The following is a 25170-nucleotide window of genomic DNA, read 5'->3' on the forward strand; positions in this document are numbered from 1 at the left end:
GTGGTGCTGCTGGCTGTCTGGCGATCTGGTCGCGGTCAGTGCGCTTGGTGGTGTGCGGATACGCCGCTGGCCGGCACCCGGGTTGGGGTGCCGGCCAGCGGCTTTCTGCTCCCCCTGTGGAGGAATGTCTTCGGTTGGCGGTTGTCGGCTGGTCGCTGTGGGGTCAGCTGGTCCAGTGCTGGGCGACGAGGTCGGCGGCCTGCTGTTCCCACTGGGCGTAGTGGTCGGGGTAGGCCGAGACCTGCACGGTCTGCGCGGCCTGGGTCAGCGGCATGTCCTGCCAGCCGTCGACCTGCTTCAAACCCTTGAGGAACGCCAGGGTGGAGTACTCGGGGTCGGTGATCTGCTCCACCGTGCCCCACCCGGAGGAGGGGCGCTGCTGGAACAGGCCCTGCGAGTCGTGGTCGTTGCGGTCACCCAGGTGACCCAGGTTCTCCAGCTTCGACTCCTGCAACGCGGTCGCGATCGACACCACCGCGGCACGCTCGTCCATGCCGGCCTTCTTCGTCGCCGCGATGATCGCCTTCACGTTGTCGATCTGCTCGTCGTTCAGCTCGACGTGCGACTGGTTGCTCGGGGTGCCGTGCGGCAGCAGCTTGCTGGTGTCGGGCTTGTCGGCCTGCACCGCCGCCGCGACCGGGTTGCTCGTGACCGGGGTGGCCTCGGCGTGGGCGGCCACCGGACCGGCGAACAGACCACCGGTGAAGGCCAGACCCGCGATACCCAACACGCTCTTCCGCAGCATCGTGTTCATCACAAAGCTCCATTCGGGGGTCGACGCACACACACCCGGAGGGGGACGGGGCGCGCGCACGCAAGCACCGACAGGCGCTCAAACAAGGGGAAAGTCATCCAGCACGCGGGGCGTGTACCGCCGCTTCGCATCGCCGGGACCATGTGTAACGACCACCGACCCGCCATCATTCCCGGGGGCCAGCACCCGCCTGGGCGGGCGCCGTCTTCCTCGGCCGTTCAGGGATGTCCAACGACCGCCGGCCCGCCATCATTCCCGGGCCTGCACCCACCCACCGTGCGGCGGGCGATCTTCCTCGGTCGCTCACCCGTCTACAACCACCCCGGCCCGCCACCCATTCCGCCCGAGCCCCCGACCACTCCGCGATCTTGGTCCGAAACCGCCCACCGAGGGGCACGACCGCACCAAGATCTCCAACCGGCGACACTAACAGAAACGGACAGACGGCACATTCGGGCGAAGTGGCCGCACGACGGGGTGTGGCCCGCCGTGCCCGGCGCAGGGATCAAGCCTGACCGCCCGGAGCCGGGCACGGCGGGCCACACCCCCACACGGTTGATCATGAGGTCGGGGTGGAGGGGGGTGGGGCTGTTAGGCGGCGGGCCAGTCTTGGGAGGCCATACGTGGCGAGACCGCCCCCGGAGGGGCGGCCTCGAGCCAGGAGAGAAACCCGGTGACGGTGGATCGTGCCATGGCGATCTCGACCGGGGCGTGTCGACTGGTACAGCGGAGGATGATCCAGTCGGCCGGCATGGACATTCGTTCCTGCCCCTCGGGCAGTCGCCGTCGTTCGACCGCCAGCCCTTCGCGGGACAGCACCCGCTTGGGGCGTACGGCGAAACTGAACATCCGGTACCAACGAAGTTCGTCGCCGACGAAGCGGCCGAAACCGGGTGACCAGCCGCGACCGTCGAGCATGGTGGAGGTCCGGACACTGAGCCGGATGATGCCTCCGCTACGGGTGACCAGAGCCCGCCGGATGAAGAGGAACAGGAACGCGCCGAGAAGTACGGCGACGCCGATTCCGACCCCTTCGACGATCTCCATCGGCGGGTCGGCTCAGTTGCCGGAAGCCGCGGCGGCCGGAGTGGCGGTCTCGGCCAGTACGGTCACGCCCTGCTCGCTGACCGAGATGAAGCCGCCTGCCACGTCGTAGCTGAGCTGCTCACCCCCGGAGAGCTTGATGCGTACCTGGCCGGGCTCGGCGAGCTGGCCGAGCAGGGGTGCGTGCCCCGGCAGCACACCCAGCTCACCCTCGGTCGTCCGGGCCATGACCATCTCGGCCGTGCCGGACCAGACCTTCTCCTCGACGGCCACGAGCTGGACGTTAAGCTGCTCTGCCACGCTGTCTCCTTGCTGAGGCGGCGGATTGGGGAAATTCTAGTCGCGCCCGGGACCTGTTCTTCAGGCGGGTGCCAAGACCCGCGCCACGTTCAGCTCCTGTTCACCAGCTTCGGATGTTCGAGCAGGAACGGGTCCAACAGTTCCCGCTCCAGCGCGACGAAGAAGTCGTCCACCTCGGGCGCGAACTGTTCACCGAGGTACTTGCCGTTCTCCTTGATTCCGCCACCCGGCAACTTGATCATCTGGATGTTGCCGGGACGGATGTCCTTGAGCGCGACGGCGAAGTCGAGCACGCTGTGCCCCCGGCCGCTGAAGATCAGCGACTCGCCGGCCGCGCGGAGCACCTTGTCCAGCTTCACCGGGTTGGTCACCACGTCGGCGCTGAGGGCCTGACCGGCCATCGCCTTGACGAACTGCTGCTGGTGCCGCTGCCGGCCGTAGTCGCCGTCGGGGACACCGTTCTCCGGGTACCGCTGGCGGACGTAGTCCAGCGCCTGCCAACCGCTGAGGTGCTGCTTGCCCTTCGGGTAGACCGCCTGCGGCCCGATGTAGCCCTCGCCGTTGGGGTTGCCCTGGCGGTGCTTGCCGCTCGGCTCCCGGTGCTCCGAGCGGACCTCCCGCTCGATCTTCATCGTGACGCCGCCCATGGCGTCGACGATCTTCTGGAAACCGGAGAAGTTGATGATCGCGCCCGCGTCGAACCGCTTGATGCCGGTGACCCGCTGCACGGTGATGGCGAGCAGCTCGAAGCCCTTCGCCGCGTCCGGCTTTCCGCCGGGCACCCGGCTGCCGTACGACATCGCCGCGTTCAGCTTGGTGGTGTCGCCGGGGAAGTTGGCCTTCTCGAACGGCGGGATCTCCACGTAGAGGTCACGCGGCAGGGAGAAGAGATACGCGCGGTCCATCTCCTTCGGCACGTGCAGCACCATGATCGCGTCGGACAGCGGCGGGGTGTCCTTGTCGCGAGGATCGATGCCGACCAGCAGGATGTTGAGCGGGCCCTTGATGTCGCTCTTGGGAGTGGCGCCGGCCGCCTGGTCGCCGAAGAGGTCCGCTTTGCCGACCGCGCCCTCGTAGCGGGCGATCAGCGCCTCCGCGCCCACCAGACTGGTCCCGCTGAGCACCATCAGGACAACGCCGAAGATGGTGCAGAGCTGCGCCCAGCGGGGCACGCCCCGCCACACCGACGAGCGCCCACCACGCTTGCCGCGTCTGCCGGCCTTACCCACAAGCATCTCCGTTCGTCACGCCCCCGGGGGGAAGTACGGGCGCGCGGGGCCGAATGGTTTAACCAATCAACGCTCATCGGCGCATGAGCGTGGCTGTGCGATGCACAGCGGAACTGACCGCGACCGCGCCTCGCCACTGCACGGTCGCCCTCCTGGACATCGCAACGACGGTAGCTCGCAGTCGGCGTGATCGCCGAGCACGGGTCACCGGGCAGCGGCGATGGTACGTCGTAAAGATGAACAGAAGGCCGCCCCGGGGTTACCGGGACGGCCTTCTTTCTGGTGTCTCTGTGTGGCGAAGGTCAGCCCTTCATCAGCTCGGCGGCCTTCTTCTCCAGGTCGTCGAGCCCACCGCACATGAAGAACGCCTGCTCGGGGAAGTGGTCGTACTCCCCCTCGCTGATCTTGCGGAACGCCTCGATGGTCTCCTTGATCGGGACCGTCGAGCCCGGCACGCCGGTGAACTGCTCCGCCGCGTAGGTGTTCTGCGACAGGAAGCGCTCGATCCGCCGGGCCCGCTGGACCGTGATCTTGTCTTCCTCGGAGAGTTCCTCGATGCCGAGGATGGCGATGATGTCCTGCAGGTCCTTGTAGCGCTGGAGGATCCGCTTCACCTCGCTGGCCACCTGGAAGTGCTCCTGGCCGACGAACTCGGGGGCCAGGATCCGCGAGGAGGAGGCCAGCGGGTCCACCGCCGGGTAGATGCCCTTGTCGGAGATGGACCGCTCCAGGTTGGTGGTCGCGTCCAGGTGGGCGAACGTGGTGGCCGGCGCCGGGTCGGTGTAGTCGTCCGCCGGCACGTAGATCGCCTGCATCGAGGTGATGGCCTGGCCCCGGACGGAGGTGATCCGCTCCTGCAGCTCACCCATCTCGTCGGCCAGGGTCGGCTGGTAACCCACCGCGCTGGGCATCCGGCCCAGCAGGGTGGAGACCTCGGAACCGGCCTGGGTGAAGCGGAAGATGTTGTCGATGAAGAGCAGCACCTCCTGCTTCTTCACGTCCCGGAAGTACTCCGCCATGGTCAGCGCGGAAAGCGCGACCCGCAGCCGGGTGCCCGGCGGCTCGTCCATCTGGCCGTAGACCAGAGCGGTCTTGTCGATGACGCCGGAGTCGGTCATCTCGTGGATGAGGTCGTTGCCCTCACGGGTGCGCTCACCCACGCCGGCGAAGACCGAGGTACCACCGAAGTTACGGGCGACCCGGGTGATCATCTCCTGGATGAGCACCGTCTTGCCCACACCGGCACCGCCGAACAGGCCGATCTTGCCGCCCTTGACGTACGGGGCGAGCAGGTCGATGACCTTGATGCCGGTCTCCAGCATCTCGGTCTTCGGCTCCAGGTCCGCGAAGGCCGGGGCCTTGCGGTGGATGCCCCAGTGGTCGTCGGCCTGGATGGTCTCGCCCTCGGTCAGGTTGAGGCACTCACCGATGGCGTTGAACACGTGGCCCTTGACCGCGTCGCCGACCGGCACCTTGATCGGGCCGCCGGTGTCCCGGACGTCGGCACCGCGCACCAGGCCGTCGGTCGGCTGCATCGAGATGGCGCGGACCAGGTTGTCACCCAGGTGCTGGGCGACCTCCAGGGTCAGCGTCTTCTCGCCGCCGGACAGGGTCACGTCCACGTGCAGCGCGTTGAACAGGTCCGGCATGGCGTCGCGCGGGAACTCGGCGTCGACGACCGGGCCGATGACCCGGACCACGCGACCGGTGGCCGTCTTGGTCTCGGCTGGTCCTCCAGCAGCGGTGGAAACAGTCATCACACTTCACTTCCCGACGCGGCCAGCGCGTTCGCGCCGCCGACGATCTCACTGATCTCCTGGGTGATCCCGGCCTGGCGGGCCGAGTTCATCTCACGCGTGTACTTGTCGATCATCTCTTCGGCGTTGTCGGTGGCGCTCTTCATCGCCCGCCGCCGGGCCGCCGACTCGCTGGCCGCCGACTCCAGCAACGCCGCGTAGATCCGCGTGTTGATGTACTTCGGCAGCAGCGCGTCGAGCAGCGCCTCCGCGTCCGGCTCGAACTCGTACGCCGGCAGCGCACCCTCCGCGCGGGGCCGTTCCTCGATCTGCAACGGCCCGATGATGCGGGTGATCGGGTTCTGGGTCATCAGGGACTTGAACTCGGTGTAGACGATGTGCAACTCGTCCACGCCGCGTACCCCGTCCGGGCCCGGATCGCCGTCGGTGTCGTCCGCACCGGCGGTGAACGCCTTGATCAGCGTCTCACCGACCTCGCGGGCGTCAGCGAAGGACGGCTGCTCCGAGAAGCCCGTCCAGCTGGCCTCGATCGGCCGGTTGCGGAACCGGTAGAACGACACGCCCTTGCGCCCGATGACGTAGAGCACCGGCTCCTTGCCGTCGGCCTTGAGCCGGGCGATCAACGACTCCGCCGTCCGGATGGCGTTGGAGCTGTAGCCACCGGCCAGGCCGCGGTCGGAGGTCACCAGCAGCACGCCCGCCCGCCGCACCCGCTCGCGCGGGGTGAGCAGCGGGTGGTCGACCGAGGCGTTGGACGCCAGCGCGGTGAGCACACCGGTGACGGCCTGGGCGTACGGCAGGGACGCCTCCACCCGGGCCTGGGCCTTGGCGATCCGGCTCGTCGCCACGAGCTCCATCGCCTTGGTGATCTTCTTCATCCCCTTCGCCGAGCGGATCCGTTGACGAAGAACACGTACCTGCGCCGCCATGGCCCGGCCCTACTGCTTCTCGGCCGGAGCCTCGCCGCTGTACCGGGTGACCGTCTCGTGCTCGGCCTCGCCCTCCAGCGGCGCCGCCGGCGCCTCGTTGATCGTGCGCTCGTCCTCACGGCCGAGGAAGCCCTGCTTGAACTCCGCGACGGCCGAGTCGAGGGTGGCGATGATGTCGTCGTCCCACTTGTTGTCGGCGATCGCCTGGAGCGTGGCGTTGTGCTTGCGCCGCAGGTGCTCCAGGAACTGGGTCTCGAAGCGCCGCACGTCGCCGACCGGGACGTCGTCCAGCTTGCCCTCGGTGCCGGCCCAGACGGCCACCACCTGCTCCTGCACCGGGTACGGGGAGTAGTTCGGCTGCTTGAGCAGCTCCACCAGGCGGGCACCGCGGTCCAGCTGGGCGCGGGAGGCCTTGTCCAGGTCGGAGGCGAAGGCGGCGAACGCCTCCAGCTCCCGGAACTGGGCCAGGTTCAGCCGCAGCGAACCGGAGACCTTCTTCATCGGCTTCACCTGGGCGGCGCCGCCGACCCGGGAGACCGAGGTGCCGACGTTGATCGCCGGCCGGACGCCCTGGTTGAACAGGTCGGTCTCCAGGAAGATCTGACCGTCGGTGATCGAGATGACGTTGGTCGGAATGAAGGCCGAGATGTCGTTGGCCTTCGTCTCGATGATCGGCAGGCCGGTCATCGAGCCGCCACCCATCTCGTCGGAGAGCTTCGCGCAGCGCTCCAGCAGCCGGGAGTGCAGGTAGAAGACGTCACCCGGGTACGCCTCACGGCCCGGCGGGCGACGCAGCAGCAGCGACACGGCCCGGTACGCCTCGGCCTGCTTGCTCAGGTCGTCGAAGACCACGAGCACGTGCTTGCCGCCGTACATCCAGTGCTGGCCGATCGACGAGCCGGTGTACGGGGCGAGGTACTTGAAGCCGGCCGGGTCCGACGCCGGGGAAGCGACGATGGTGGTGTACTCCATCGCGCCCGCCTCCTCAAGGATGCCCTTGATGCCGGCGATGGTGGAGGCCTTCTGGCCGATGGCGACGTAGATGCAGCGGACCTGCTTCTTCGGGTCGCCGGAGGCCCAGTTCTCCCGCTGGTTGAGGATGGTGTCCAGGGCGACGGTGGTCTTGCCGGTCTTCCGGTCACCGATGATCAGCTGCCGCTGGCCCCGACCGATCGGGGTCATCGCGTCGATGGCCTTGATGCCGGTCTGCATCGGCTCGAAGACGGACTGCCGGGCCATCACGTTGGGGGCCTGCAGCTCCAGCTCGCGGTAGCCCTCGTCGGCGATCTCGCCGAGGCCGTCGATCGGCTGGCCGAGCGCGTTGACCACGCGGCCCAGGAAGGCGTCGCCGACCGGCACCGAGAGCACCCGGCCGGTGCGCTTGACGCGCTGCCCCTCCTCCAGCCCGGAGTAGTCGCCGAGGACGACGACACCGATCTCCCGGACGTCGAGGTTCAGCGCCACGCCGAGCGTGCCGTCCTCGAACTCCAGCAGCTCGTTGGTCATGGTCGAGGGCAGGCCCTCGACGTGGGCGATGCCGTCGCCGGTGTCGGCGACGGTGCCGACCTCCTCACGGGAGACGTCGGGCGAATAGGAGGAGACGTAGCGCTCAAGGGCGCCGCGGATCTCCTCCGTCGAGATGGTCAGCTCGGCCATCCTCTGCTTCCTTAAGTATCAGGGGCCCGGGATACCTAGTACCGACCGGTCCTCGGGTCGACTGTCTTTCCGGGCGCTTCGCGGGTGCTGGTCAGCGCTTCGCGAGCGCGTTGCGGGTCTCGTTGAGGCGGCGCAGGATCGTCCCGTCGTAGAGGTCCGACCCCACCCGTACGCTCACTCCACCGAGGATCGTCGGGTCAACCGTAAGCTTGACAGCAACCTGTCGATCGTATATGGCGGATAGCCGATCGCCCAGTCGCCGCTCCTCCTCCTCGGTGAGCGGGGCGGCGACCGTCACGTACGCGACCTGCCGGTCCCGCCGCTCCGCCGCCAGCTCCACCAGCCGGGACAACGCGGCGGTGAACGACCGGCCACCGAAGCCGGCCAGCGCCGCCTCCGCCAGCCGCACCGTCACCGGCCGGGCCTTGCCCGTCAGGAGCATCCCGACCAGCTCGGCCCGCTGGGCCACCGGCGCCATCGGGTCGGACAGGGCATTGGACAACTGCGGGTCCGCGGCGACCACCTGGCCGAAACGGAACAGCTCGTCCTCCACCTCGCCCAGCTCGTCGGCGCGGTCGGCGCTGGCGAGCAGGGCCTGCACGCCGAGACCTTCCGCGCCGTCGAGCAGTTCCGACGGCACCGACCAGCGGCCGGCGACAAGCGTCCCGAGCAGGTCGAGCGTGTCCGCACCGACCTTGCCGGAGAGCACCGAGTTCAGCAGGCCGGTGCGGTCCGCACCCTCGCGTGCCGGGTCGGAGAGCGCCCGGCGCAGCCGGACCTCCCGCCGCAGCAGGTCCGCGACGGCGAGCAGTTCCGCACCGGTGCCGGCCACGGTCGACGGCTCGGCACCGGCGACGTACGCCTCCAGCCGCGCGAGCGCGGCGGCGTAGGACTCCCGGCTGGCGGCCTGCATCAGCGGGCCCCCGCGCTCTCGAGGTCGGTGAGGAACCGCTCGACGGTGCCCTTACGCCGGGCCTCGTCGGCGAGCGACTCGCCCACGATCCGGCTGGCCAGGTCGACCGCGAGGCCGCCGACCTCCGCGCGCAGCTCGCGCACGATGGTCTGGCGCTCCACGGCCAGCGACTCCCGGCCGGCGGCGATGATCCGGTCGGATTCCTCCCGGGCCTTGGCCAGGATCTCCGTCCGGATCGACTCGGCGTCGGCGCGGGCGTCGTCCCGGATCCGGGCCGCCTCGGTACGCACCTCGGCGAGCTGGGCCCGGTACTGCTCCAGCAGCTGGTTGGCCTCGGCCTGAGCAGCCTCGGCACGCTTGAGGCCGCCCTCGATCGCGTCGACCCGCGCCTGGTACATCGCCTCCATGCGCGGCATCACGAACTTCATCAGCACGAAGCAGAGCAGGGCGAAGGCGATCGTCCCGACGACGAGCTCCTGCCAGATCGGCACGAGCGGGTGATGCTCTACACCTTCAGCGGCGACATACATGTCAGACCTCCGGGTCGCGTCGGGCTACGTCAGACTGCGAACGCGAGCACCAGGCCGAACAGGGCGAGCGCCTCGACCAGCGCGAAGCCCAGGACCAGCCAGGTGCGGTTGTAGCCGGCGGACTCCGGCTGGCGGGCGCTGGCCTGGATGTAGGCCGCGAAGACCAGGGCGACACCGATGCCGGGGCCGATGGCGGCGAGACCGTAACCGATGGTGTTGACGCTGCCCTCGATGGCGGCAATAACGTCCATTGCGGGTATTCCTCCTAGTAGACGCGTGATTCCTCACGCGTACGCGGTCGTACCGGAAGCTTGGTCGGGCCGGGCGGCCCGCCGAGGTCTGTGGATCAGTGCCCGTCGGCGAGCGACGTGCCGATGTAGTTGGCGGTCAGGGTGACGAAGACGTAGGCCTGCAACAGCGCGACGAGCACCTCGAAGAAGGCCATCAGGATCGCCATCAGGAACGAGAAGACCGACGTCACCTGGACGAAGACGTTGTCCGAGGCGAGCATCACGAAGCCGCCGACGGTGAACACCAGCAGGATCAGGTGCCCGGCGAACATGTTGGCGAAGAGTCGCACCGCCAGCGTGACGGGTCGGTTGATGAAGTTCTGCAGGAACTCGATCGGGATCAGCAGGACGTGCATCGGCCACGGCACGCCCGGGATGATCAGGCTCTGCTTGAGGTAGCGGCCCAGACCCTGCTTGCGGACACCGATGTAGAGGTACATCACGTAGGTGATCGCGGCTAGCACGATCGGGAAGGCGATGTGCGAGTTCGGGGAGATCTGCAACCCGGGGGTGACGCCGAAGAGGTTGGTCACCGCGATGAAGCAGAACAGCACGGTGAAGTAGGGCGCGAACCGGATGCCGTCCTTGCCCATCTGCTCGCGGGCGATGTTGTCCCGGACCAGGCCGTAGATCGACTCGGCCATCCACTGACCCTTGCTCGGCACCAGCTTCGGGTTCCGGTAGGTGGCCATGAAGAAGATGATCAGAAGCCCGACGGCCAGCCAGATCATCAGCGTGAACTTCGTGACCCACGGGCCGGCGAGATCCGGCGGGTAGAAGTCTCCGACGCTGGGGGGCCAGGGAAGGCCCTCTGCGGCGACAAGCTGTCCGCTCACCGTGTCATCCTCCGCACTCGACAGACCCGCGCGTGCCGGCACTCAGGCACTGAGCCTCTTCATGATCAGGTAGATCGCTCCGGCTGCGCCGAGCATCATGCCCACGGCGATTCCGACGCCGGTCGGCAGGCCCAGGAACTCCCCCGCCAACCAGCCGAGGAATCCCCACACCACGATGCCGGCGAGCAGGTAGCCGAGGACGGCTCCGGCGACACCTTCCGACGAGTGTTCGTCGGGGCTTCTGCGGTGTGGGTTGTCGGCCATGACGAGGCGAACACTATCAGCCGGGTGTTTCGCGAGTGTGCGGCACCCCCCACACTGCGGGCAGCGTGCGGGCGGCGGGTGCGGCGCGTCAAGCCGGGGTTAGCCTACTCCTGTCCGGCCAGCCGGACAGGCCGACGAAACGCCGGGGAAACTCCAGCCGTACGGTCAGTGATCCGACGGACGGTCCACGCTGGGCAGCGGGGAGCGCAACGCCCAGGTCAGGTGGGCACCGGTCCACACCAGCACGGCCGCGATGATGGCCGCCCCCATGTCCGGCAGCCCCGGCCAGCCGGTGGCCGCCACGGCCGCCATCGCCACTCCCAGGATGACGATCTTCGTGGCGTAGGTGACCAGCCCCACCGACATGATCAGTCGCGGGTGGACCGCGTCGGCCCAGGCCACCGAGAGACCCGAGATCAGGTAGCTGACGACCACCAGGGCGATGCCGGCGGCCACGCCGGCCGCACCGGTCGGGCCGCGCAGCACGGCGGCGGCCGGCACCGCGACCACCGCCAGCGCGGCACAGGCCAGCAGTGGCAGGCGCAGGTACGGCAGCCGGGCCCGGATCGCGCCGGGTTCCCCGGCCCGGGGCGCGGTCGCCCGGGGTACGCCGGGTCCGCCCGAAGGCGCGCTCATCGGGGGTACGCCGGGAACTCGGCCGCCAGTTCGGCCGCGTCGGCGGCGATCCGGGCCAACTCGTCGACGCCACCCGGGGCGGACGGATCGGTCCGCACCGCCCGGGCGATCAGCACGGCGACCTGACGCATCTGCGCCTCCCCCATGCCCTGGGTGGTGACGCTGGGCGTACCCACCCGGATTCCGGAGGCGACAAACGGCTTCTGCGGGTCGTACGGGATCGCGTTCTTGTTCAACGTGATGGTCGCCGCGTCGCACCGCGCCTCCGCCTCGGCGCCGGTGACCCCGGTCTCCCGCAGGTCGATCAGCGCCAGGTGGGTGTCGGTGCCGCCGGAGACCGGACGCATCCCCTCGGCGGCCAGCCCGGCGGCGAGCGCCCGGGCGTTCGCCACCACCTGCGCGGCGTAACCGCGGTACGCCGGTTGTGCCGCCTCGTGCAGCGCGACCGCCTTGGCCGCCACGGCGTGCATCAGCGGGCCGCCCTGGGTGAACGGGAAGACCGCCTTGTCGATCCGCTCCGCCACCGCCTCCCGGCAGAGGATCATGCCGCCGCGCGGGCCGCGCAGCACCTTGTGGGTGGTCGCGCAGACCACGTCGGCGTACGGCACCGGCGACGGGATCGCCTGCCCGGCGACCAGCCCGATGAAGTGCGCGGCATCCACCATCAGGTACGCGCCCACCTCGTCGGCGATCTCCCGGAACCGGGCGAAGTCGATCAGTCGTGGGTACGCGGTCGCCCCACAGATGATCATCTTCGGCTGGTGGGTGCGGGCGAGATCCCGTACCTCGTCGTAGTCGATCAGCTCGGTGTCCCGCCGGACGGTGTAGCCGACGGGTTTGAACCACCGGCCGGAGAAGTTCACCCGGCTGCCGTGGGTGAGGTGCCCCCCGTGCGGCAGCTCCATCGCCAGCACCGTGTCACCCGGCTGGACCAGCGCGGCGTACGCGGCCAGGTTGGCGCTCGCGCCGGAGTGCGGCTGGAGGTTGGCGTGCTCGGCGCCGAAAAGGTCCTTCGCCCGGGCGATGCCGAGTTCCTCAGCCCGGTCCACCTGCGCGCAGCCGCCGTAGTAGCGCCGGCCCGGATAGCCCTCGGCGTACTTGTTGGTGAGCGTCGAGCCCAGCGCCGCCAGCACGGCCGGCGAGGTGAGGTTCTCGCTGGCGATCAGCTGCAGCCCGCCGCGCAGCCGGTCCAGCTCGCCCAGCACCACCTCCGCGATCTCCGGGTCGGCCGTGCTGAGCTGCTCGAAGTCCGGCCCCCAGAAGGTGCCCTCGGCGGTCTCCACAGCGCCAGAGTCTAGGAGACCGCAGACTGGAGGCGTGAGATGCCTGGTGACCGGAGCGACCGGATACATCGGCGGGCGCCTGGCGCCGCGCCTGCTGGCCGAGGGATACGCGGTGCGCTGCCTGGCGCGGCGGGCCAATCGGCTGCGCGACGTGCCGTGGGCCGCGCAGGTCGAGGTGGTCGAGGGCGACCTGAGCCGGCCGGAGAGCCTGGCCGGCGTCTTCGACGGCGTCGACGTGGCGTACTACCTGGTGCACTCGCTCGGCCAGGCCGGCTTCGAGGCCGCCGACCGGCAGGCCGCGACGACCTTCGCCGAGGCGGCCCGCGCCGCAGGCGTACGCCGGATCGTCTACCTGGGTGGGCCGGAGCCGGCGCCCGACGACGCCGCCTCGGCGCACCTGCGCTCCCGCGCCGAGGTGGCGCGGATCCTGCTGGACAGCGGCGTGCCCACGGTGGTGCTGCGGGCGGCGGTGATCCTCGGCTCCGGCTCGGCGTCGTTCGAGATGTTGCGCTACCTGACCGAGCGGCTGCCGGTGATGGTCACCCCACGCTGGGTCAGCAACCGGATCCAGCCGATCGCGGTCCGCGACGTGCTGCGCTACCTGGTCGGCTGCGCGACGCTGCCACCGGAGGTCAACCGGGCCTTCGACATCGCCGGTCCGGACGTGTTGACCTTCGGCGACATGATGCAGCGCTACGCCCGGGTCGCCGGGCTCTCCCGCCGTCTCCTGCTGCCGGTACGGCCGCTCACGCCCACACTGTCGTCGTACTGGGTCGGACTGGTCACCCCGGTGCCCAACGCGCTCGCCCGGCCGCTGGTGGAGAGCCTGGTGCACGAGGCGGTGGCGCACGAGCACGACATCGCGACGTACCTGCCGGACCCGGCCGGCGGACTCACCGGTTTCGACCGGGCGGTCGAGCTGGCGCTGGCCAAGGTGCGCGACGCCGAGGTGGAGACCCGGTGGTCGAACGCGGCCGGTGCGGACGCCCCCGCCGAGCCGCTGCCGAGCGACCCGCACTGGAGCGGCGGCACCGCCTACACCGACCTGCGGGAGCAGACGGTGGCGGCCCCGCCGGAGGCGTTGTGGCAGGTGATCGAGGGGGTCGGTGGGGAGAACGGCTGGTACTCGTTCCCGCTCGCCTGGTCCGTGCGCGGCTGGTTGGACCGGCTGGTCGGCGGGGTGGGGCTGCGGCGCGGCCGGCGTCACCCGCACCAGTTGCGGGTCGGCGAGGCACTCGACTTCTGGCGGGTGGAGGAGATCGTCCCCGGCGAACTGCTGCGGCTGCGCGCCGAGATGCGGCTGCCCGGCCGGGCCTGGCTGGAGATGCGGGTGCAGACCGACGACGCGGGACAGGTCAGCTACCGGCAGCGGGCGGTCTTCCTGCCCCGGGGTCTGGTCGGGCACGCGTACTGGGCCGCGGTGACGCCGTTCCACGCGGTGGTCTTCGGCGGGATGGCCCGCAACATCGCCGAGGGTGCCGAGCGGTTGGCGGCGGCCGCCCCGGCCCGCGGCCCGGCCGCCGGCTGAGCCGGTCAGTCGCCGGTGCGCTGCCCGGTGACCCGCCAGGCGGTCGTCTCGCTCGGCGGCACGAAGTCGCGGACCGGCTCGTCGCGCAGGGCGAAGGAGAGGATCTCCCCGACCGCCTCCACCATGGCGGTCTGCACCGCCCGGCCGACGGCGTCGCGCGGCTCGTCGGGGTTGGCCGCCATCGCCGCCACCGCCACCTGCGGGGTGAGGGCCACGACCGTCTCCGTGGCGTACCGCTCGGAGCTGCCCGTCTTGCCCACCACCGGCCGGCCGAGCTGACCGCGCAGCCCGGTCGCCGTGCCGCCGTCGCAGCCCTGGTACATCGACTGGTCGCCGACCGGGCAACGGGCGGCGTCCGCCGCCGCCCGGGCCACGTCGACGTCGAGCACCTGCCGGCAGTCCGGCTGCCCGGCGGCCACGCGGCGACCGTCCGCATCGGTGATCGAGGTGACCGGCGTGGGCGCGCACCACGTGCCCTCCGCGCCCAATGTCGCGTACGCACCGGCCAGGTCGAGCGGGGTGGTCGCGGAGACCCCCAGGGTGAACGGGCCCCACTCCCGGGCACCGTGCCGGGCCAGTTGGGCGTCGTCGTCGGCCCGGAACACGATGCCGAGCCGTTCGGCCATCTCCACCACCCGGTCCGCCCCGACCCGCTCGGTGAGCCAGGCGAAGTACGTGTTGACCGAGTCGCCGAAGGCGGTCCACATGTCGTGCCGGCCGCTCACCGAGGCGCTGGCGTTCTGCGGACACCAGTACCCTCCGCAGCTCGCCTCGGTGCCGCTGACCCGGAAGTCGGTCACGATCCGTCGAGGCGCGTCGAAGACCGTGTTCAGCGGCAGCCCGGCCTCCAGCGCGGCCAGCATGGTGAACAGCTTGAACGTGGAACCGCCCTGGTAGCCGACGATGGTGCCGCCGCCGGCGACCAGTTGGTTGACGGTGTTGGGGTGGTTCTGCTGCCCGCCGGGGTTCGCGGCCACGCTGTAGGTGCGGTTCACCGACATGGCGAGCACCCGCCCGGTGCCGGGTTGGACCACCGCGGTCGGCATGGCGTGCGGGTGCTCGGCCGGGTAGATCCGCCGCACCTGTTCGGTGGTGGCCCGCTGCACACCGGGGTCGAGTGAGGAGACGATGCTGAACCCGCCCCGGCGCAGGGTGCGTTGCCGCTCGTCGACACTGGCGCCGAACGCCTTCTGACTGTTCCACCAGCGGGTGAACCAGTCGCAGAAGAACCCCCAGTCGTTGTGCCCCTCGGGCACCGCCGTGCAGTCGTTCGGTGTCTCGCTGGGCCGCAGGTTCAACGGCTGGGCCGCGATCCGGGCCGCCTCCTCGGGCGCGGCCACGCCCGATTCGACCATCCGGTCCAGCACGTAGCCGCGCCGGGCGGTCGCGCTGTCGGCGTCGCCGTTTATCGGATCGTCGCTGTCCGGGGACCGGACCAGCCCGGCCAGCAGCGCCGCCTGGGCCAGCGTGAGCTTCGCCGGTGCGGTGGAGAAGTACCGCTTGCTGGCGGCGGCGACGCCGTACGCGCCGGCACCGAAGTACGCGATGTTCAGGTAACGGGCGAGGATCTGCTCCTTGGTCAGCTCCCGCTCCAGCGCCAGCGCGTACCGGATCTCCTGGATCTTGCGGGCGGTGCTCACCTCGGTGGCCGCGGCCCGCTGCGCCTCGCTGAGCCGGGGGTCGGTGCTCAACACGTTGCGGACGTACTGCATGGTCAGCGTGGAGGCGCCCTGCCGGGTGGCGCCGTCGCGCCGGTTGGCGGTGAAGGCCCGCACGATGCCCCGCAGGTCCACCCCGCTGTGCTCGTGGAAGCGGGCGTCCTCGGCGGCGATGATGGCCTGCCGCATCACCGGCGCCACCTCGTCCAGCGGCACGTCCACCCGGTCCTCCTGGTAGAAGGAGGTGATCAGGGTGGTGCCGTCGCTGGCGTACAGGTTCGATCGTTGGGCCGTCGGCGGTGTCCGCAGCGTGTTGGGCAGCTCCGCGTACGGCGCGGAGAGCGCCGAGAATCCGATGCCGAACACCAGCGCGGCCGGCAGCGCCGCCACCGCCAGCACCAGGCCGGCGAGCGTGCCGGCCAGCAGGACGGTGAACATCTTCGGCAAGAACGCCCGGGTCATCAGCTCTCCCCGCAGGAGCCGTCAGGACTCCCTCAGGATGGCGCTAATCACCCTTTCTGCCGCGCCTTTCCCCAAACCCGGATGAAATTCGCCGATCAGGGGAGCAGCAGCGCGGCGAGGGGCTGCACCGTCTCCTCGATCTCGTCGGCGACCCGGCTGAAGCACTGGTCACCGCGCCCCCACGGGTCGTCGAGGTCGTCGGTGGGCAGCGCGGTGGCGCCCTGACGGGCCTCGTGCGCCGCCTCGACCAACGCCACGCCACGGGCGTGTACCGCGTCGGCGGTGGCCTCGGCCGCCGGCAACCCGGCCGGGTCGAGCGCGGCCAGCAACCGGCCGAACTCGCCGAGGACGAACGTGCGGCCGGCGGCGTCGGGCCGCAACGCGGTCACGTACTCCTGCTGATCCGCGGTGGCGGTCAGCACCAGGTCGGCGGCGTCGATGTGATCGGAGCGCAGTTTGCGGGCGGCGAACCCGTCGGTGTCGCCGCCCCGGGTAATGACCTGACGGGCCGCCGGCGGGTTCATCTCCTCGCCGGCATGCCAACCGCCGGTGCCCGCGCTGTGGCTGTGCAGCAGTTCCCCGGCCCGGGCCGGGTCGACCTCGCGCCGGGCCAGCCGATCGGCCACGGCGAGGGTGAGCAGCCGCTCGGCCATCGGAGAACGGCAGATGTTGCCCATGCAGACGTGCAGGACGGTGAAGGGAGGCACCTACACCACCTGACTCTCACGCAGCTCCGGTACCACCTCACGGAGCCGGGCCAGGTCGATCGCGCCCTCCCGGACCAGCACCGCCTCGTCGCCGGTCAGGTCCACGATCGTGCTGGGCACCGGATCCACCGCCGGCCCCGCCTCCAGGTAGGCCCGCACGGAGTAGGCGAGTTGGTCGCGCGCCTGGTCGGCGGTGAGCGCGGCCGGCTGACCGAGCTTGTTGGCCGACGCGACCGCCATCGGCCCGGTTTCGCGCAGCACCTCCAGCGCCACCGGGTGCAGCGGCATCCGCACCGCCACCGTGCCGCTGTCGTCGCCGAGATCCCACCGCAGGCTCGCCGAGTGCTTCACCACGATGGTCAGCGCGCCCGGCCAGAACGCCTCGACCAGATCACGCGCCGCGGCGGGCAGGGTGTAGGCCAGGCCGTCGAGGGTGTGCCGGGAACCGATCAGCACCGGCGGCGAGGCGTGCGGGACAGCCTTGGCGTCCAGCAGCGCCTTGACCGCGTACGGGGTGAACGCGTCGGCGCCGATCCCGTAGACCGTGTCGGTCGGCAGGACGACCAGCTCGCCGTTGCGGACCGCCTCGATGGCCGCAGCGATGCCGCGGTCCCGGTCGGCGAGCGACCGGCAGTCGTAGAGCATCACGAGGAGCCAGTCTGCCACGTCGCGGTGGCACCGGGTGGCGGGCGGTCCGCGAGGCGGGACGCGGTGACGAAACGCGGCCGGCCGGCGAGGTCGCGATGGTCGACGATCGCGGCGTACCGACCGTCGGCGGCGAGCAGATCCGGCACCACCGTGCCGTGGCTGTCGTCGTGTTCGACGCCGAGGACGCCACCGGAACGCAGCAGGAAAGCCGCCCGGTCGATCACCCGGCGGATGACGTCCAGCCCGTCCGTCCCACCGAACACGGCCTCCGCCGGGTCGTGGTCGGCCACCTCCGGAGGTACGGCCACCGCGAGCGGGACGTACGGCGGGTTGCACAGCAGCACGTCCACCCGACCCGCCAGCTCGGCCAGCAGCGCCGGATCGGTGGCGTCCGCCGCCACCACCTCGATCGGCCGGTCACCGGCGGCGACCCGAGCCGCCGCGTTGCGCCGCAGCCAGGACAGCGCCCGCGGCGAGCGTTCCACCGCCACCACCCGGGCCTGCGGCACCTCGGAGGCCACCGACAGGGCGATCGCCCCGGACCCGCTGCACAGGTCCACCACCAGCGGCTCCGACCGCCCGTCGGCCTGCCCGCCGTCGTTGCCCGCGACCCGCCGGGCCTGGTCGACGCCCCACCCGGCGAGCAGTTCGGTCTCCGGGCGTGGCACGAAGACACCCGGCCCGACGGCCAGCTCCAGGTGCCGGAAGCCGGCGGTGCCGGTGAGATACTGCAACGGTTCCCGTCGGGACCGGCGGGCCACCAGCGCTCGGTAACCGACGAGTTGCTCGTCGGTGAAGCCGTCCGCCAGCGCCAACCGCCCCCGGGGGATCCCGAGCACGTACCCGGCCAGCAGCTCGGCCTCCGCGCGGGCCGAGGTCACGCCGGCGGTGGCGAGAGTACGGGCCGCGTCGGCGATCACGGGCGTCGGACGGTGACGTCTCGTCCCTTCGGACGGGTGTTGCGGCGCGGTGGTCACGCAATAATCATGAAGCGTCGCCGTGCACGTGCATAAGCGGGTGCAGCGGCACACCGACAGGAGGTCACGGGTGGGCTGGCTCGACCGGGTCGAGGACCAGGTTGACGCCCTGACGAAGGCGCGGGCGTTGCAGGAGGTGAGCCGTTCCACCGAGGCGTACGGGCTCCTGGAGCAGGTGCTGCGTGCCACCCGCGACCCGCACGCCCGCGCCGACGCGCTCGTGCAGCGGCTCTCGGCCCTGATCAACCTCGGGCGTACCGCCGAGTACACCCGCGCCATCGAGGAGGCGTCCGCGGCGGTACGCGACCTCGCCGAGCCCTATCTGCACGGGCACCTCAACGCCCTGGCCGCGCTGGCCGCCCATCATCAGGGCGCGCTGGACCGCTGCGTGACGCACCTGGTCAAGGCCGCCCGGGCGCTCGGCGCGGTCGAGGAGGCGGACCGGGACACCGCCTGGGGCTGGCACGACCTGGCGATGGCCTACTCGTACCTCAGCTTCCACGGCTACGCGTTGGGCGCGATCGAACGCGCCCGGCAACTGGGCACCGCCGCCGGCATCCCCGAGGAGACGTTCGCCGCGCCGGGCATCCGGCTGCGCAACGCGGTCGCCCTGGACCACACCGGTGACAGCGACGGCTGTCTGCGCGTACTGCGTGATGTCGGCGGCGACCTGGGCCGGTTCGTCACCGCCGGACGTGCCGACCGGCTGCGTCCCAGCAGCCTGGCCGCCTACGGCTACGCGGCCGCCCGCCGGTGTGCCCTCGGCGACGACATCGATCCTGTCCCGGGCCTGGACCCGGCCCGGCTGCTCGGCTACGGCGCGGACAGTGCCCGGGCCCGCGACATGCGCCAGCTCGGCCAGGTGTGTCTCGCCATCGCCAGCGGACGCCCCATCGAGGCGGTCACCCGGCTGGACACCGTCCAGGTGTCCGCGGAGACGCTCGGCGCGGCCGAGCCGGCCCGGCTGCGCAGCATGGCGCTCGGACGAGCCGGTGACCACGCCGCCGCGCACCGGGCCGACCGGCTGGCCTTCCGGCTCGCCGCGCAGCGCCACGACCGGCTCCGGGACGTCTACATCGACGGCATCGCCGCCCGGATCGACCACGAGGAGATGCGTCGCGAAGCGGCCCGGTTCGAGGGAGAGGCACTCACCGACCCGCTGACCGGGCTGCCCAACCGGCGCCGGTTGGAGCGCTACATCGCGGCCGTGGTCGCCCGGGGTGAGCGGGTGGTGATCGGCGTCTGCGACCTGGACGGGTTCAAGGCGGTCAACACGCGGCACGGGCACCACTCGGGCGACCTGGTCCTGCAACGGGTCGCCGGAGTCATCAACCGGGTGATGCGTCGGGGCGACTTCGTCGCCCGCTACGGCGGTGACGAGTTCGTGGTGGTGCTGCCGGAAGCGGGGATGACCGAGGCGGCCGAGGTGGCTCGCCGGATCGACGCGGCCGTCCGCACCGAGGACTGGGAGTCACTGGTACCGGGCACTCCGGTCGGGGTCAGCATCGGTTTCGCCGAGGTGGGCGCGGGCGGCCCCGGCCAGCGGGACGCGCTCGGCGCCGCCTTCGAGGCCGCCGACCGGGAGATGCTGCGGGCCAAGGCCCGGCCGCGTACCGCCTGACCGACGGCAGCGTCTCAGCGGCGGGTCAGCTCCGCGTCGCCCGCCAGGCGCGCGGCCCGGTCCGCCTCGCCGAGCGCGTCGAGCACGCCGTCCAGCTCCCCGGCGAGCACCAGATCCAGGTTGTACGCGGTGAAGCCGATCCGGTGATCGGTGATCCGGTTCTGCGGGAAGTTGTAGGTGCGGATCCGCTCGGAGCGGTCCACCGTACGCACCTGGGCCTTGCGGGCGTCCGACGCGGCGGCGTCGGCCTGCTCCTGCGCGGCGGCCAGCAGCCGGGCGCGCAGGATCCGCATCGCCTGCTCCCGGTTCTGCAACTGGGACTTCTCGTTCTGGCAGGAGACCACGATGCCGGTGGGCAGGTGGGTGATCCGCACCGCCGAGTCCGTGGTGTTCACCGACTGGCCCCCGGGCCCGGACGAGCGGAAGACGTCGATGCGCAACTCGTTCGGGTCGACGGTGACGTCGACCTCCTCGGCCTCCGGCAACACCAGTACGCCGGCCGCGCTGGTGTGGATGCGTCCCTGCGACTCGGTGACCGGGACCCGCTGCACCCGGTGTACGCCGCCCTCCCACTTCAACCGGGACCAGACTCCGTTGCCGCCCTCCGGCACACCCTTCGTCTTGATCGCCAGCGAGACGTCCTTCACGCCGCCGAGGTCGGAGTCCTGAGCGTCGATCACCTCGGTGACCCAGCCGCGCCGCTCCGCGTACCGGGTGTACATGCGCAGCAGGTCACCGGCGAACAACGCGGACTCCTCGCCGCCCTCGCCCGCCTTGATCTCGACGATGACGTCCTTGGCGTCGTGCGGGTCACGAGGGATGAGCAGTTCGGCGAGCCGCTCCTCCAGCACCGGCAGCGTCGCCGCGATCGTCTCGGCCTCGGCGGCGAAGGAGGCGTCCTCGGCGGCCAGTTCGCGCGCCGCGGCGAGATCGGCGCGGGCCTGCTCCAGTTCGGCGGCGGCCTTGTGCAGCGGCACCAGCTCGGCGTAGCGACGGCCGATCCGACGGGCGGTGCCCTGGTCGGCGTGGATCGCGGGGTCGGCCAGTCGCTTCTCCAACTCGGCGTACTCGTCGAGGAGGGCGGCCAGGCGTTCACTGCTCATGCTGGAGATCGCTCCTTGAGACCGGACACAGACGGACAACGCCCGCGCCCGGCGGTGAACCGGACGCGGGCGTCGGACGAGGAGCTACTTGGCCTTCTTGCCCTGAACCTTGGCGTACTTCTGCTGGAACTTCGCGACCCGGCCAGCGGTGTCCAGCACACGCTGCTTGCCCGTGTAGAACGGGTGGCAGGCGCTGCACGTCTCGACGTGGATCGAGCCGCCCTTGGCGGTGCTGCGGGTGGTGAAGGTGTTACCGCAGGAGCAGCTGACCTCGGTGGTCACGTACTCCGGGTGGATGTTGGGCTTCATGTCGCCTCGGTCCTCTCGTCTGTGGTCGCCGGGTCGCCCCTGGCCTGCCGCTGCCTGCCGATGGGGGCGTGAACCGGAACCGGTGGCCGATTGACCAGTCTGCCATGGGCTTCGGTGGGCCCTGGAGGCGGGCCGCGTCACCTGGTCGCCGGTAGCAACACCGGGCCTGCCGTACGCATTCCCACCACCTGCGCGAAGCATTCCTGCACCCACCCCGACGCCACCAGCAGGGACATATCTACCTCCGCGCCCCCTTTGCTCTGCTTCAACCGGCGCACTGGTTCCGGCCGGCTTCCGGTGCGTGGGGTGAAGCAGAGCAAAGGGCCAGAACCGAGAGGGTACGGGCGGAGGGACCCGAGCCGATCCGGCACCCGAAAAGGGCGTGGCCGGACCCGGCCACGCCCTTTCGTCGGTCTTCGTCGGCGGGAGTTACTCCCCCGGCGTCGACTTGGCGATCTGCATCAGGAACTCGATGTTGGTACGGGACTGCTTGAGCCGGTCCAGCAGGAGGTCGAGTGCCGCCTGCGAATCCAGCGAGTGCAGCACCTTGCGGAGCTTGTGCACGATGGCCAACTCCTCCGGCGCGAGCAGGATCTCCTCCTTGCGCGTGCCGGACGGGTGGATGTCGATGGCCGGGAAGGTCCGCTTGTCGGCGATCTTCCGGTCCAGCTTCAGCTCCGCGTTGCCGGTGCCCTTGAACTCCTCGAAGATGACCGTGTCCGCCATGGAACCGGTCTCCACCAGGGCGGTGGCGAGGATGGTCAGCGAGCCGCCGTTCTCGATGTTGCGGGCCGCGCCGAGGAACCGCTTCGGCGGGTACAACGCGGTGGAGTCGATACCACCCGACATGATCCGGCCGCTGGCCGGTGCCGCCAGGTTGTACGACCGACCGAGCCGGGTCACCGAGTCGAGCAGCACGACGACGTCGTGGCCCAGCTCGACCAGGCGCTTGGCCCGCTCGATCGCCAGCTCGGCGACGGTGGTGTGGTCCTGCGGCGGGCGGTCGAACGTGGCCGCGATGACCTCGCCCTTGACCGACCGCTGCATGTCGGTGACCTCTTCGGGTCGCTCGTCCACCAGCACCACCATCAGGTGGCACTCCGGATTGTTGTGCGTGATGGCGTTGGCGATCGCCTGCAGCACCATGGTCTTACCGGCCTTCGGCGGCGACACGATCAGCGCCCGCTGCCCCTTGCCGATCGGCATGACCAGGTCGATGACCCGGGTGGTGAGGATGTGCGGCTCGGTCTCCAGCCGCAGCCGCTCCTGTGGGTACAACGGGGTGAGCTTGTAGAACTCCGGCCGGCGCTTGGCCTCGTCCGACTCCATCCCGTTGATGGTGTCCAGCCGGACCAGCGGGTTGTACTTGTCACGCCGCTGCTCGCCGTCGCGGGCCGCCCGGACCGCGCCGGTGATCGCGTCACCGCGCCGCAGGCCGTACTTCTTGATCTGGGACATCGACACGTAGACGTCGTTGGGACCGGCCAGGTAGCCGGTGGTCCGGACGAAGGCGTAGTTGTCCAGCACGTCGACGATGCCGGCCACCGGCACGAGCACGTCGTCCTCGCCGACCTGCGGCTCACGGCCGCCGTCGCCACCGGAATCGTTGCGGTCGCCCCGGCCCCGCCGGCGGTCCCGGAAACGGCTGCGCCGGCTGCGCCGACCGCCGCTGTCGCCGTCGTCGTCACCGTCGTTGTCCCGCTCGCCGCGCTGTCCGCGGTCACCACGGTCGGCGCGCTCGCCTCGGTCACCGCGCTCGGCGCGCTCACCTCGGTCACCGCGCTCGGCACGCTCACCTCGGTCACCGCGCTCGGCACGGTCACCACGCTCGGCACGCTCGCCGCGCTCGGCACGGTTGTCCCGCTCGCCGCGCTCGGCACGGTCACCCCGCTCGGCACGGTCGCCGCGGTCGGCGCGCTCGCCTCGGTCACCGCGCTCGGCGCTGCGCTCCGCACGGTCACCCCGCTCGGCACGCTCGCCGCGCTCGGCGCCACGGCCGGACCGGCCCTCGGACCGCTCGCCCTCGGCGGCGGCCTCCTCGGCACGCGGTTCGGCCACGGCGGTCCGGCTCCGCCGGGTACGGCCACGACCCTCGCTCTCGACGCTCGCCGCCGGCTGTTCGGCGCCACGGCGTTCGGCCTCCGGTCGCTCGCCGGCGTCCCGTACCTCCGCGTGCACCTCCTCGCGGACCGGTGCGGCGGCCGCCGCGACCTCGGCCCGTGGTCGAGGGGCCCCGGCAGTGCCGCCCTGCCGCTCGGTGATCGCGCTGATCAGCTCGCCCTTGCGCATGCGAGCCGTCCCCGAGATGCCGAGCGACGCGGCCAGGCTCTGCAGCTCCGGCAGCAGCATCGCCGACAGGCCGGTGCCGCTGCGCCGGCGGCGGGCGGGGGCAGCGGTGGTGGCATCGCCAGCGACGTTGGAAACATCCGACGTCACGTCGGTGGTGTCGCTCAATGGATTCCTTCCCTCGATAGGCCGGGACTGCCCGGAATCGACAACAGGTGGCCGGGCGGCCTCGGTACACCCGCCTCGCATGACGCTTCGCGGGAGTCTTTGACACAGCAGCCGGTCGGTCTCCCGACCCACCAGATGGAGCGGTGGGCGGGGTTTCGCCGTCTGCGGCGACCAGTGAAGACTGCGGTGCGGCGTGGGCCTAGGCAGGGGTGACGGGCTTACCGCCGAAAGCTTCGGGGGTGCGCCGACCCGCAGGGAGATCGCATGCTTCGCGGCTGTGCTAAGTCTAGAGCGTAATCAACTCTTGCGACCTGCGGCAACAGGGTCCCGCTCCGCGTGTCCGAGTCTACCCCGTTCGACCTGCGCCCCGCATACATCTACCGCCAACCGCAGCAGCCGCCAGTCTGTTCCCGCGTCGAATTCTACGGGCAGCTCGGACAGGGCGAGCACGGTGGGGCCCGCACCACTGACCACGGCCGCCACACCAGCCGCACGCAGCTCGTTGACCAGGGTGTTCGTGCCCGGCATCGACGCCGCGCGATAGCCCTGGTGCAACCGGTCGGCGGTCGCCGGCAGCAGCAGCGCCGGCTGCGCGGTCAACGCGTGCACCAGCAGCGCCGCCCGGCCGGCGTTGAACGCGGCATCGGCGTGCGGCACGGCGGCCGGCAACGCCGCACGGGCCGAGGCGGTCAGCCCCCGCTCGGCCGGCACCAGCACCGTGGGGCGTACGCCGTGGGCCACCGGCAGCGACACCGCCCGGGAACCGTCCGGCTCCGTCCAGGCCAGGGTGAAGCCGCCGAGCAGGCAGGGTGCGACATTGTCCGGATGGCCCTCGATCTCGGCGGCCAGCCGCAGCACCGCGTCGTCGCCGAGGCGACTTGCGCCCTCCGCCACCAGCGCCCGGGCCAGCAGCACCCCGGCGACGATCGCCGCCGACGAGGAGCCGAGCCCGCGCGCCTGCGGGATGCGGTTGACACATTCCACCGCCAGCCCCGGTGGTTGCCCACCGAGCGCGTCGAAGGTCGCGCGCATGGCGCGTACCACCAGGTGGCTGTCGTCGGTCGGCAGCTCGCCGGCTCCCTCGCCGGTCACCGTCACCGTCACGCCCCCGGCCGTCACCTCGGCGGCGACGTCGTCGTGCAGCGCGAGGGCCAGCCCGAGCGCGTCGAAGCCGGGCCCCAGGTTCGCACTGGTGGCCGGCACCCGGACCCGGGCCGGTTCGGCGACGAATGTGGTCGACACCCCGCCCATGCTAGGGACAGCCGCCACCGATGGGGAGCAT

At 71.0% G+C, this 25170-nt stretch carries 24 protein-coding genes; 2 read left to right on the top strand and 22 right to left on the bottom strand.

Annotated features, from left to right (window positions below):
• Window positions 1–163: 163 nt before the first annotated feature.
• The 14 genes from O7605_RS04560 to glyA all read right to left on the bottom strand — a co-directional run bounded on the left by O7605_RS04560 (window position 164) and on the right by glyA (window position 12421).
• Window positions 164–754: a hypothetical protein gene (locus O7605_RS04560; protein ID WP_269738052.1), complete on the bottom strand. Its 591-nt coding sequence runs from the start codon at window positions 752–754 to the stop codon at window positions 164–166.
• A gap of 591 nt (window positions 755–1345) precedes the next feature.
• The gene (locus O7605_RS04565) at window positions 1346–1801 is read right to left on the bottom strand and encodes a DUF2550 domain-containing protein (protein ID WP_093405446.1); all 456 of its coding nucleotides are present in this window, start codon (window positions 1799–1801) and stop codon (window positions 1346–1348) included.
• 12 nt (window positions 1802–1813) lie between these two features.
• Entirely contained in the window at window positions 1814–2098 is a 285-nt protein-coding gene (locus tag O7605_RS04570) for a F0F1 ATP synthase subunit epsilon (RefSeq protein WP_269738053.1), read from the bottom strand.
• Between the two features lie 89 nt (window positions 2099–2187).
• Window positions 2188–3333: an LCP family protein gene (locus O7605_RS04575; RefSeq protein ID WP_269738054.1), complete on the bottom strand. Its 1146-nt coding sequence runs from the start codon at window positions 3331–3333 to the stop codon at window positions 2188–2190.
• 296 nt (window positions 3334–3629) lie between these two features.
• A complete protein-coding gene (gene atpD, locus O7605_RS04580) occupies window positions 3630–5084 on the bottom strand; it encodes a F0F1 ATP synthase subunit beta (RefSeq protein WP_443083869.1) in 1455 nt (484 codons plus the stop codon).
• Window positions 5084–6013 (bottom strand): F0F1 ATP synthase subunit gamma, encoded by a 930-nt coding sequence (locus O7605_RS04585; protein ID WP_269738056.1) that lies wholly within the window; start codon window positions 6011–6013, stop codon window positions 5084–5086. Before O7605_RS04585 ends, atpD begins: the two co-directional genes overlap by 1 nt.
• Window positions 6014–6022: 9 nt before the next feature.
• The gene (gene atpA, locus O7605_RS04590) at window positions 6023–7669 is read right to left on the bottom strand and encodes a F0F1 ATP synthase subunit alpha (protein WP_093405432.1); all 1647 of its coding nucleotides are present in this window, start codon (window positions 7667–7669) and stop codon (window positions 6023–6025) included.
• Window positions 7670–7760: 91 nt separating this feature from the next.
• The gene (locus tag O7605_RS04595) at window positions 7761–8582 is read right to left on the bottom strand and encodes a F0F1 ATP synthase subunit delta (RefSeq protein ID WP_269738057.1); all 822 of its coding nucleotides are present in this window, start codon (window positions 8580–8582) and stop codon (window positions 7761–7763) included.
• Window positions 8582–9112, bottom strand: coding sequence for a F0F1 ATP synthase subunit B (locus tag O7605_RS04600; protein ID WP_210941328.1), 531 nt, complete (start codon window positions 9110–9112; stop codon window positions 8582–8584). Before O7605_RS04600 ends, O7605_RS04595 begins: the two co-directional genes overlap by 1 nt.
• 29 nt (window positions 9113–9141) lie before the next feature.
• Window positions 9142–9363, bottom strand: coding sequence for an ATP synthase F0 subunit C (gene atpE, locus O7605_RS04605; RefSeq protein WP_013735640.1), 222 nt, complete (start codon window positions 9361–9363; stop codon window positions 9142–9144).
• A gap of 95 nt (window positions 9364–9458) precedes the next feature.
• Window positions 9459–10280, bottom strand: coding sequence for a F0F1 ATP synthase subunit A (gene atpB, locus O7605_RS04610; protein ID WP_164447646.1), 822 nt, complete (start codon window positions 10278–10280; stop codon window positions 9459–9461).
• Window positions 10281–10502: a hypothetical protein gene (locus O7605_RS04615; RefSeq protein WP_093405421.1), complete on the bottom strand. Its 222-nt coding sequence runs from the start codon at window positions 10500–10502 to the stop codon at window positions 10281–10283. It abuts the gene before it with no gap.
• Between the two features lie 165 nt (window positions 10503–10667).
• Window positions 10668–11138: a hypothetical protein gene (locus tag O7605_RS04620; RefSeq protein WP_269738058.1), complete on the bottom strand. Its 471-nt coding sequence runs from the start codon at window positions 11136–11138 to the stop codon at window positions 10668–10670.
• Window positions 11135–12421: a serine hydroxymethyltransferase gene (glyA, locus tag O7605_RS04625; RefSeq protein WP_269738059.1), complete on the bottom strand. Its 1287-nt coding sequence runs from the start codon at window positions 12419–12421 to the stop codon at window positions 11135–11137. The genes O7605_RS04620 and glyA overlap by 4 nt, the downstream gene beginning before the upstream one ends.
• Before the next feature lie 34 nt (window positions 12422–12455).
• Between glyA and O7605_RS04630 the strand changes: the two genes are divergently transcribed.
• Window positions 12456–13949, top strand: a complete 1494-nt coding sequence (locus O7605_RS04630) for an SDR family oxidoreductase (protein ID WP_269738060.1) — start codon at window positions 12456–12458, stop codon at window positions 13947–13949.
• A 5-nt stretch (window positions 13950–13954) separates the two neighbouring features.
• On the opposite strand, the gene O7605_RS04635 is transcribed toward O7605_RS04630, so the two are convergent.
• The 4 genes from O7605_RS04635 to prmC form a co-directional block, all read right to left on the bottom strand.
• Entirely contained in the window at window positions 13955–16069 is a 2115-nt protein-coding gene (locus O7605_RS04635) for a transglycosylase domain-containing protein (RefSeq protein WP_269738061.1), read from the bottom strand.
• Between the two features lie 95 nt (window positions 16070–16164).
• Entirely contained in the window at window positions 16165–16776 is a 612-nt protein-coding gene (locus tag O7605_RS04640) for an arsenate reductase/protein-tyrosine-phosphatase family protein (RefSeq protein ID WP_269738062.1), read from the bottom strand.
• Window positions 16777–17421 carry an L-threonylcarbamoyladenylate synthase gene (locus O7605_RS04645; RefSeq protein WP_269738709.1) on the bottom strand — a complete coding sequence of 215 codons (645 nt, stop codon included), beginning with the start codon at window positions 17419–17421 and terminating at the stop codon, window positions 16777–16779. It lies immediately after the preceding gene.
• Entirely contained in the window at window positions 17421–18401 is a 981-nt protein-coding gene (gene prmC / locus O7605_RS04650) for a peptide chain release factor N(5)-glutamine methyltransferase (protein ID WP_269738063.1), read from the bottom strand. The genes O7605_RS04645 and prmC overlap by 1 nt, the downstream gene beginning before the upstream one ends.
• 70 nt (window positions 18402–18471) lie before the next feature.
• On the opposite strand from prmC, the gene O7605_RS04655 reads away from it, so the two are divergent.
• Window positions 18472–20022, top strand: coding sequence for a GGDEF domain-containing protein (locus tag O7605_RS04655; RefSeq protein WP_269738064.1), 1551 nt, complete (start codon window positions 18472–18474; stop codon window positions 20020–20022).
• Window positions 20023–20036: 14 nt separating this feature from the next.
• Here the strand turns inward: O7605_RS04655 and prfA are convergent, their stop codons facing one another.
• The 4 genes from prfA to thrB all read right to left on the bottom strand — a co-directional run bounded on the left by prfA (window position 20037) and on the right by thrB (window position 25130).
• Window positions 20037–21125 (bottom strand): peptide chain release factor 1, encoded by a 1089-nt coding sequence (gene prfA / locus O7605_RS04660; protein ID WP_269738065.1) that lies wholly within the window; start codon window positions 21123–21125, stop codon window positions 20037–20039.
• Window positions 21126–21209: 84 nt separating this feature from the next.
• Window positions 21210–21434, bottom strand: coding sequence for a 50S ribosomal protein L31 (rpmE, locus tag O7605_RS04665; RefSeq protein ID WP_093405395.1), 225 nt, complete (start codon window positions 21432–21434; stop codon window positions 21210–21212).
• A 429-nt stretch (window positions 21435–21863) separates the two neighbouring features.
• Window positions 21864–23888 carry a transcription termination factor Rho gene (rho, locus tag O7605_RS04670; protein ID WP_269738066.1) on the bottom strand — a complete coding sequence of 675 codons (2025 nt, stop codon included), beginning with the start codon at window positions 23886–23888 and terminating at the stop codon, window positions 21864–21866.
• Window positions 23889–24185: 297 nt separating this feature from the next.
• A complete protein-coding gene (gene thrB / locus O7605_RS04675) occupies window positions 24186–25130 on the bottom strand; it encodes a homoserine kinase (protein ID WP_269738067.1) in 945 nt (314 codons plus the stop codon).
• Window positions 25131–25170 lie beyond the last annotated feature (40 nt).

Origin of the sequence: Verrucosispora sp. WMMA2121 (genome assembly GCF_027460185.1) — a bacterium.
GTDB lineage: Bacteria > Actinomycetota > Actinomycetes > Mycobacteriales > Micromonosporaceae > Micromonospora > Micromonospora palythoicola.

Coding starts and splice junctions, on each gene's coding strand:
- O7605_RS04595 (WP_269738057.1), bottom strand. CDS start 8,582: ATGCAGGCCGCCAGCCGGGAGTCCTACGCCGCCGCGCTCGCGCGGCTG.
- atpE (WP_013735640.1), bottom strand. CDS start 9,363: ATGGACGTTATTGCCGCCATCGAGGGCAGCGTCAACACCATCGGTTAC.
- rpmE (WP_093405395.1), bottom strand. CDS start 21,434: ATGAAGCCCAACATCCACCCGGAGTACGTGACCACCGAGGTCAGCTGC.
- O7605_RS04560 (WP_269738052.1), bottom strand. CDS start 754: ATGAACACGATGCTGCGGAAGAGCGTGTTGGGTATCGCGGGTCTGGCC.
- O7605_RS04620 (WP_269738058.1), bottom strand. CDS start 11,138: ATGAGCGCGCCTTCGGGCGGACCCGGCGTACCCCGGGCGACCGCGCCC.
- O7605_RS04600 (WP_210941328.1), bottom strand. CDS start 9,112: ATGTATGTCGCCGCTGAAGGTGTAGAGCATCACCCGCTCGTGCCGATC.
- O7605_RS04635 (WP_269738061.1), bottom strand. CDS start 16,069: ATGACCCGGGCGTTCTTGCCGAAGATGTTCACCGTCCTGCTGGCCGGC.
- atpD (WP_443083869.1), bottom strand. CDS start 5,084: ATGACTGTTTCCACCGCTGCTGGAGGACCAGCCGAGACCAAGACGGCC.
- O7605_RS04645 (WP_269738709.1), bottom strand. CDS start 17,421: ATGCTCTACGACTGCCGGTCGCTCGCCGACCGGGACCGCGGCATCGCT.
- O7605_RS04615 (WP_093405421.1), bottom strand. CDS start 10,502: ATGGCCGACAACCCACACCGCAGAAGCCCCGACGAACACTCGTCGGAA.
- prfA (WP_269738065.1), bottom strand. CDS start 21,125: ATGAGCAGTGAACGCCTGGCCGCCCTCCTCGACGAGTACGCCGAGTTG.
- O7605_RS04565 (WP_093405446.1), bottom strand. CDS start 1,801: ATGGAGATCGTCGAAGGGGTCGGAATCGGCGTCGCCGTACTTCTCGGC.
- O7605_RS04575 (WP_269738054.1), bottom strand. CDS start 3,333: ATGCTTGTGGGTAAGGCCGGCAGACGCGGCAAGCGTGGTGGGCGCTCG.
- atpA (WP_093405432.1), bottom strand. CDS start 7,669: ATGGCCGAGCTGACCATCTCGACGGAGGAGATCCGCGGCGCCCTTGAG.
- O7605_RS04585 (WP_269738056.1), bottom strand. CDS start 6,013: ATGGCGGCGCAGGTACGTGTTCTTCGTCAACGGATCCGCTCGGCGAAG.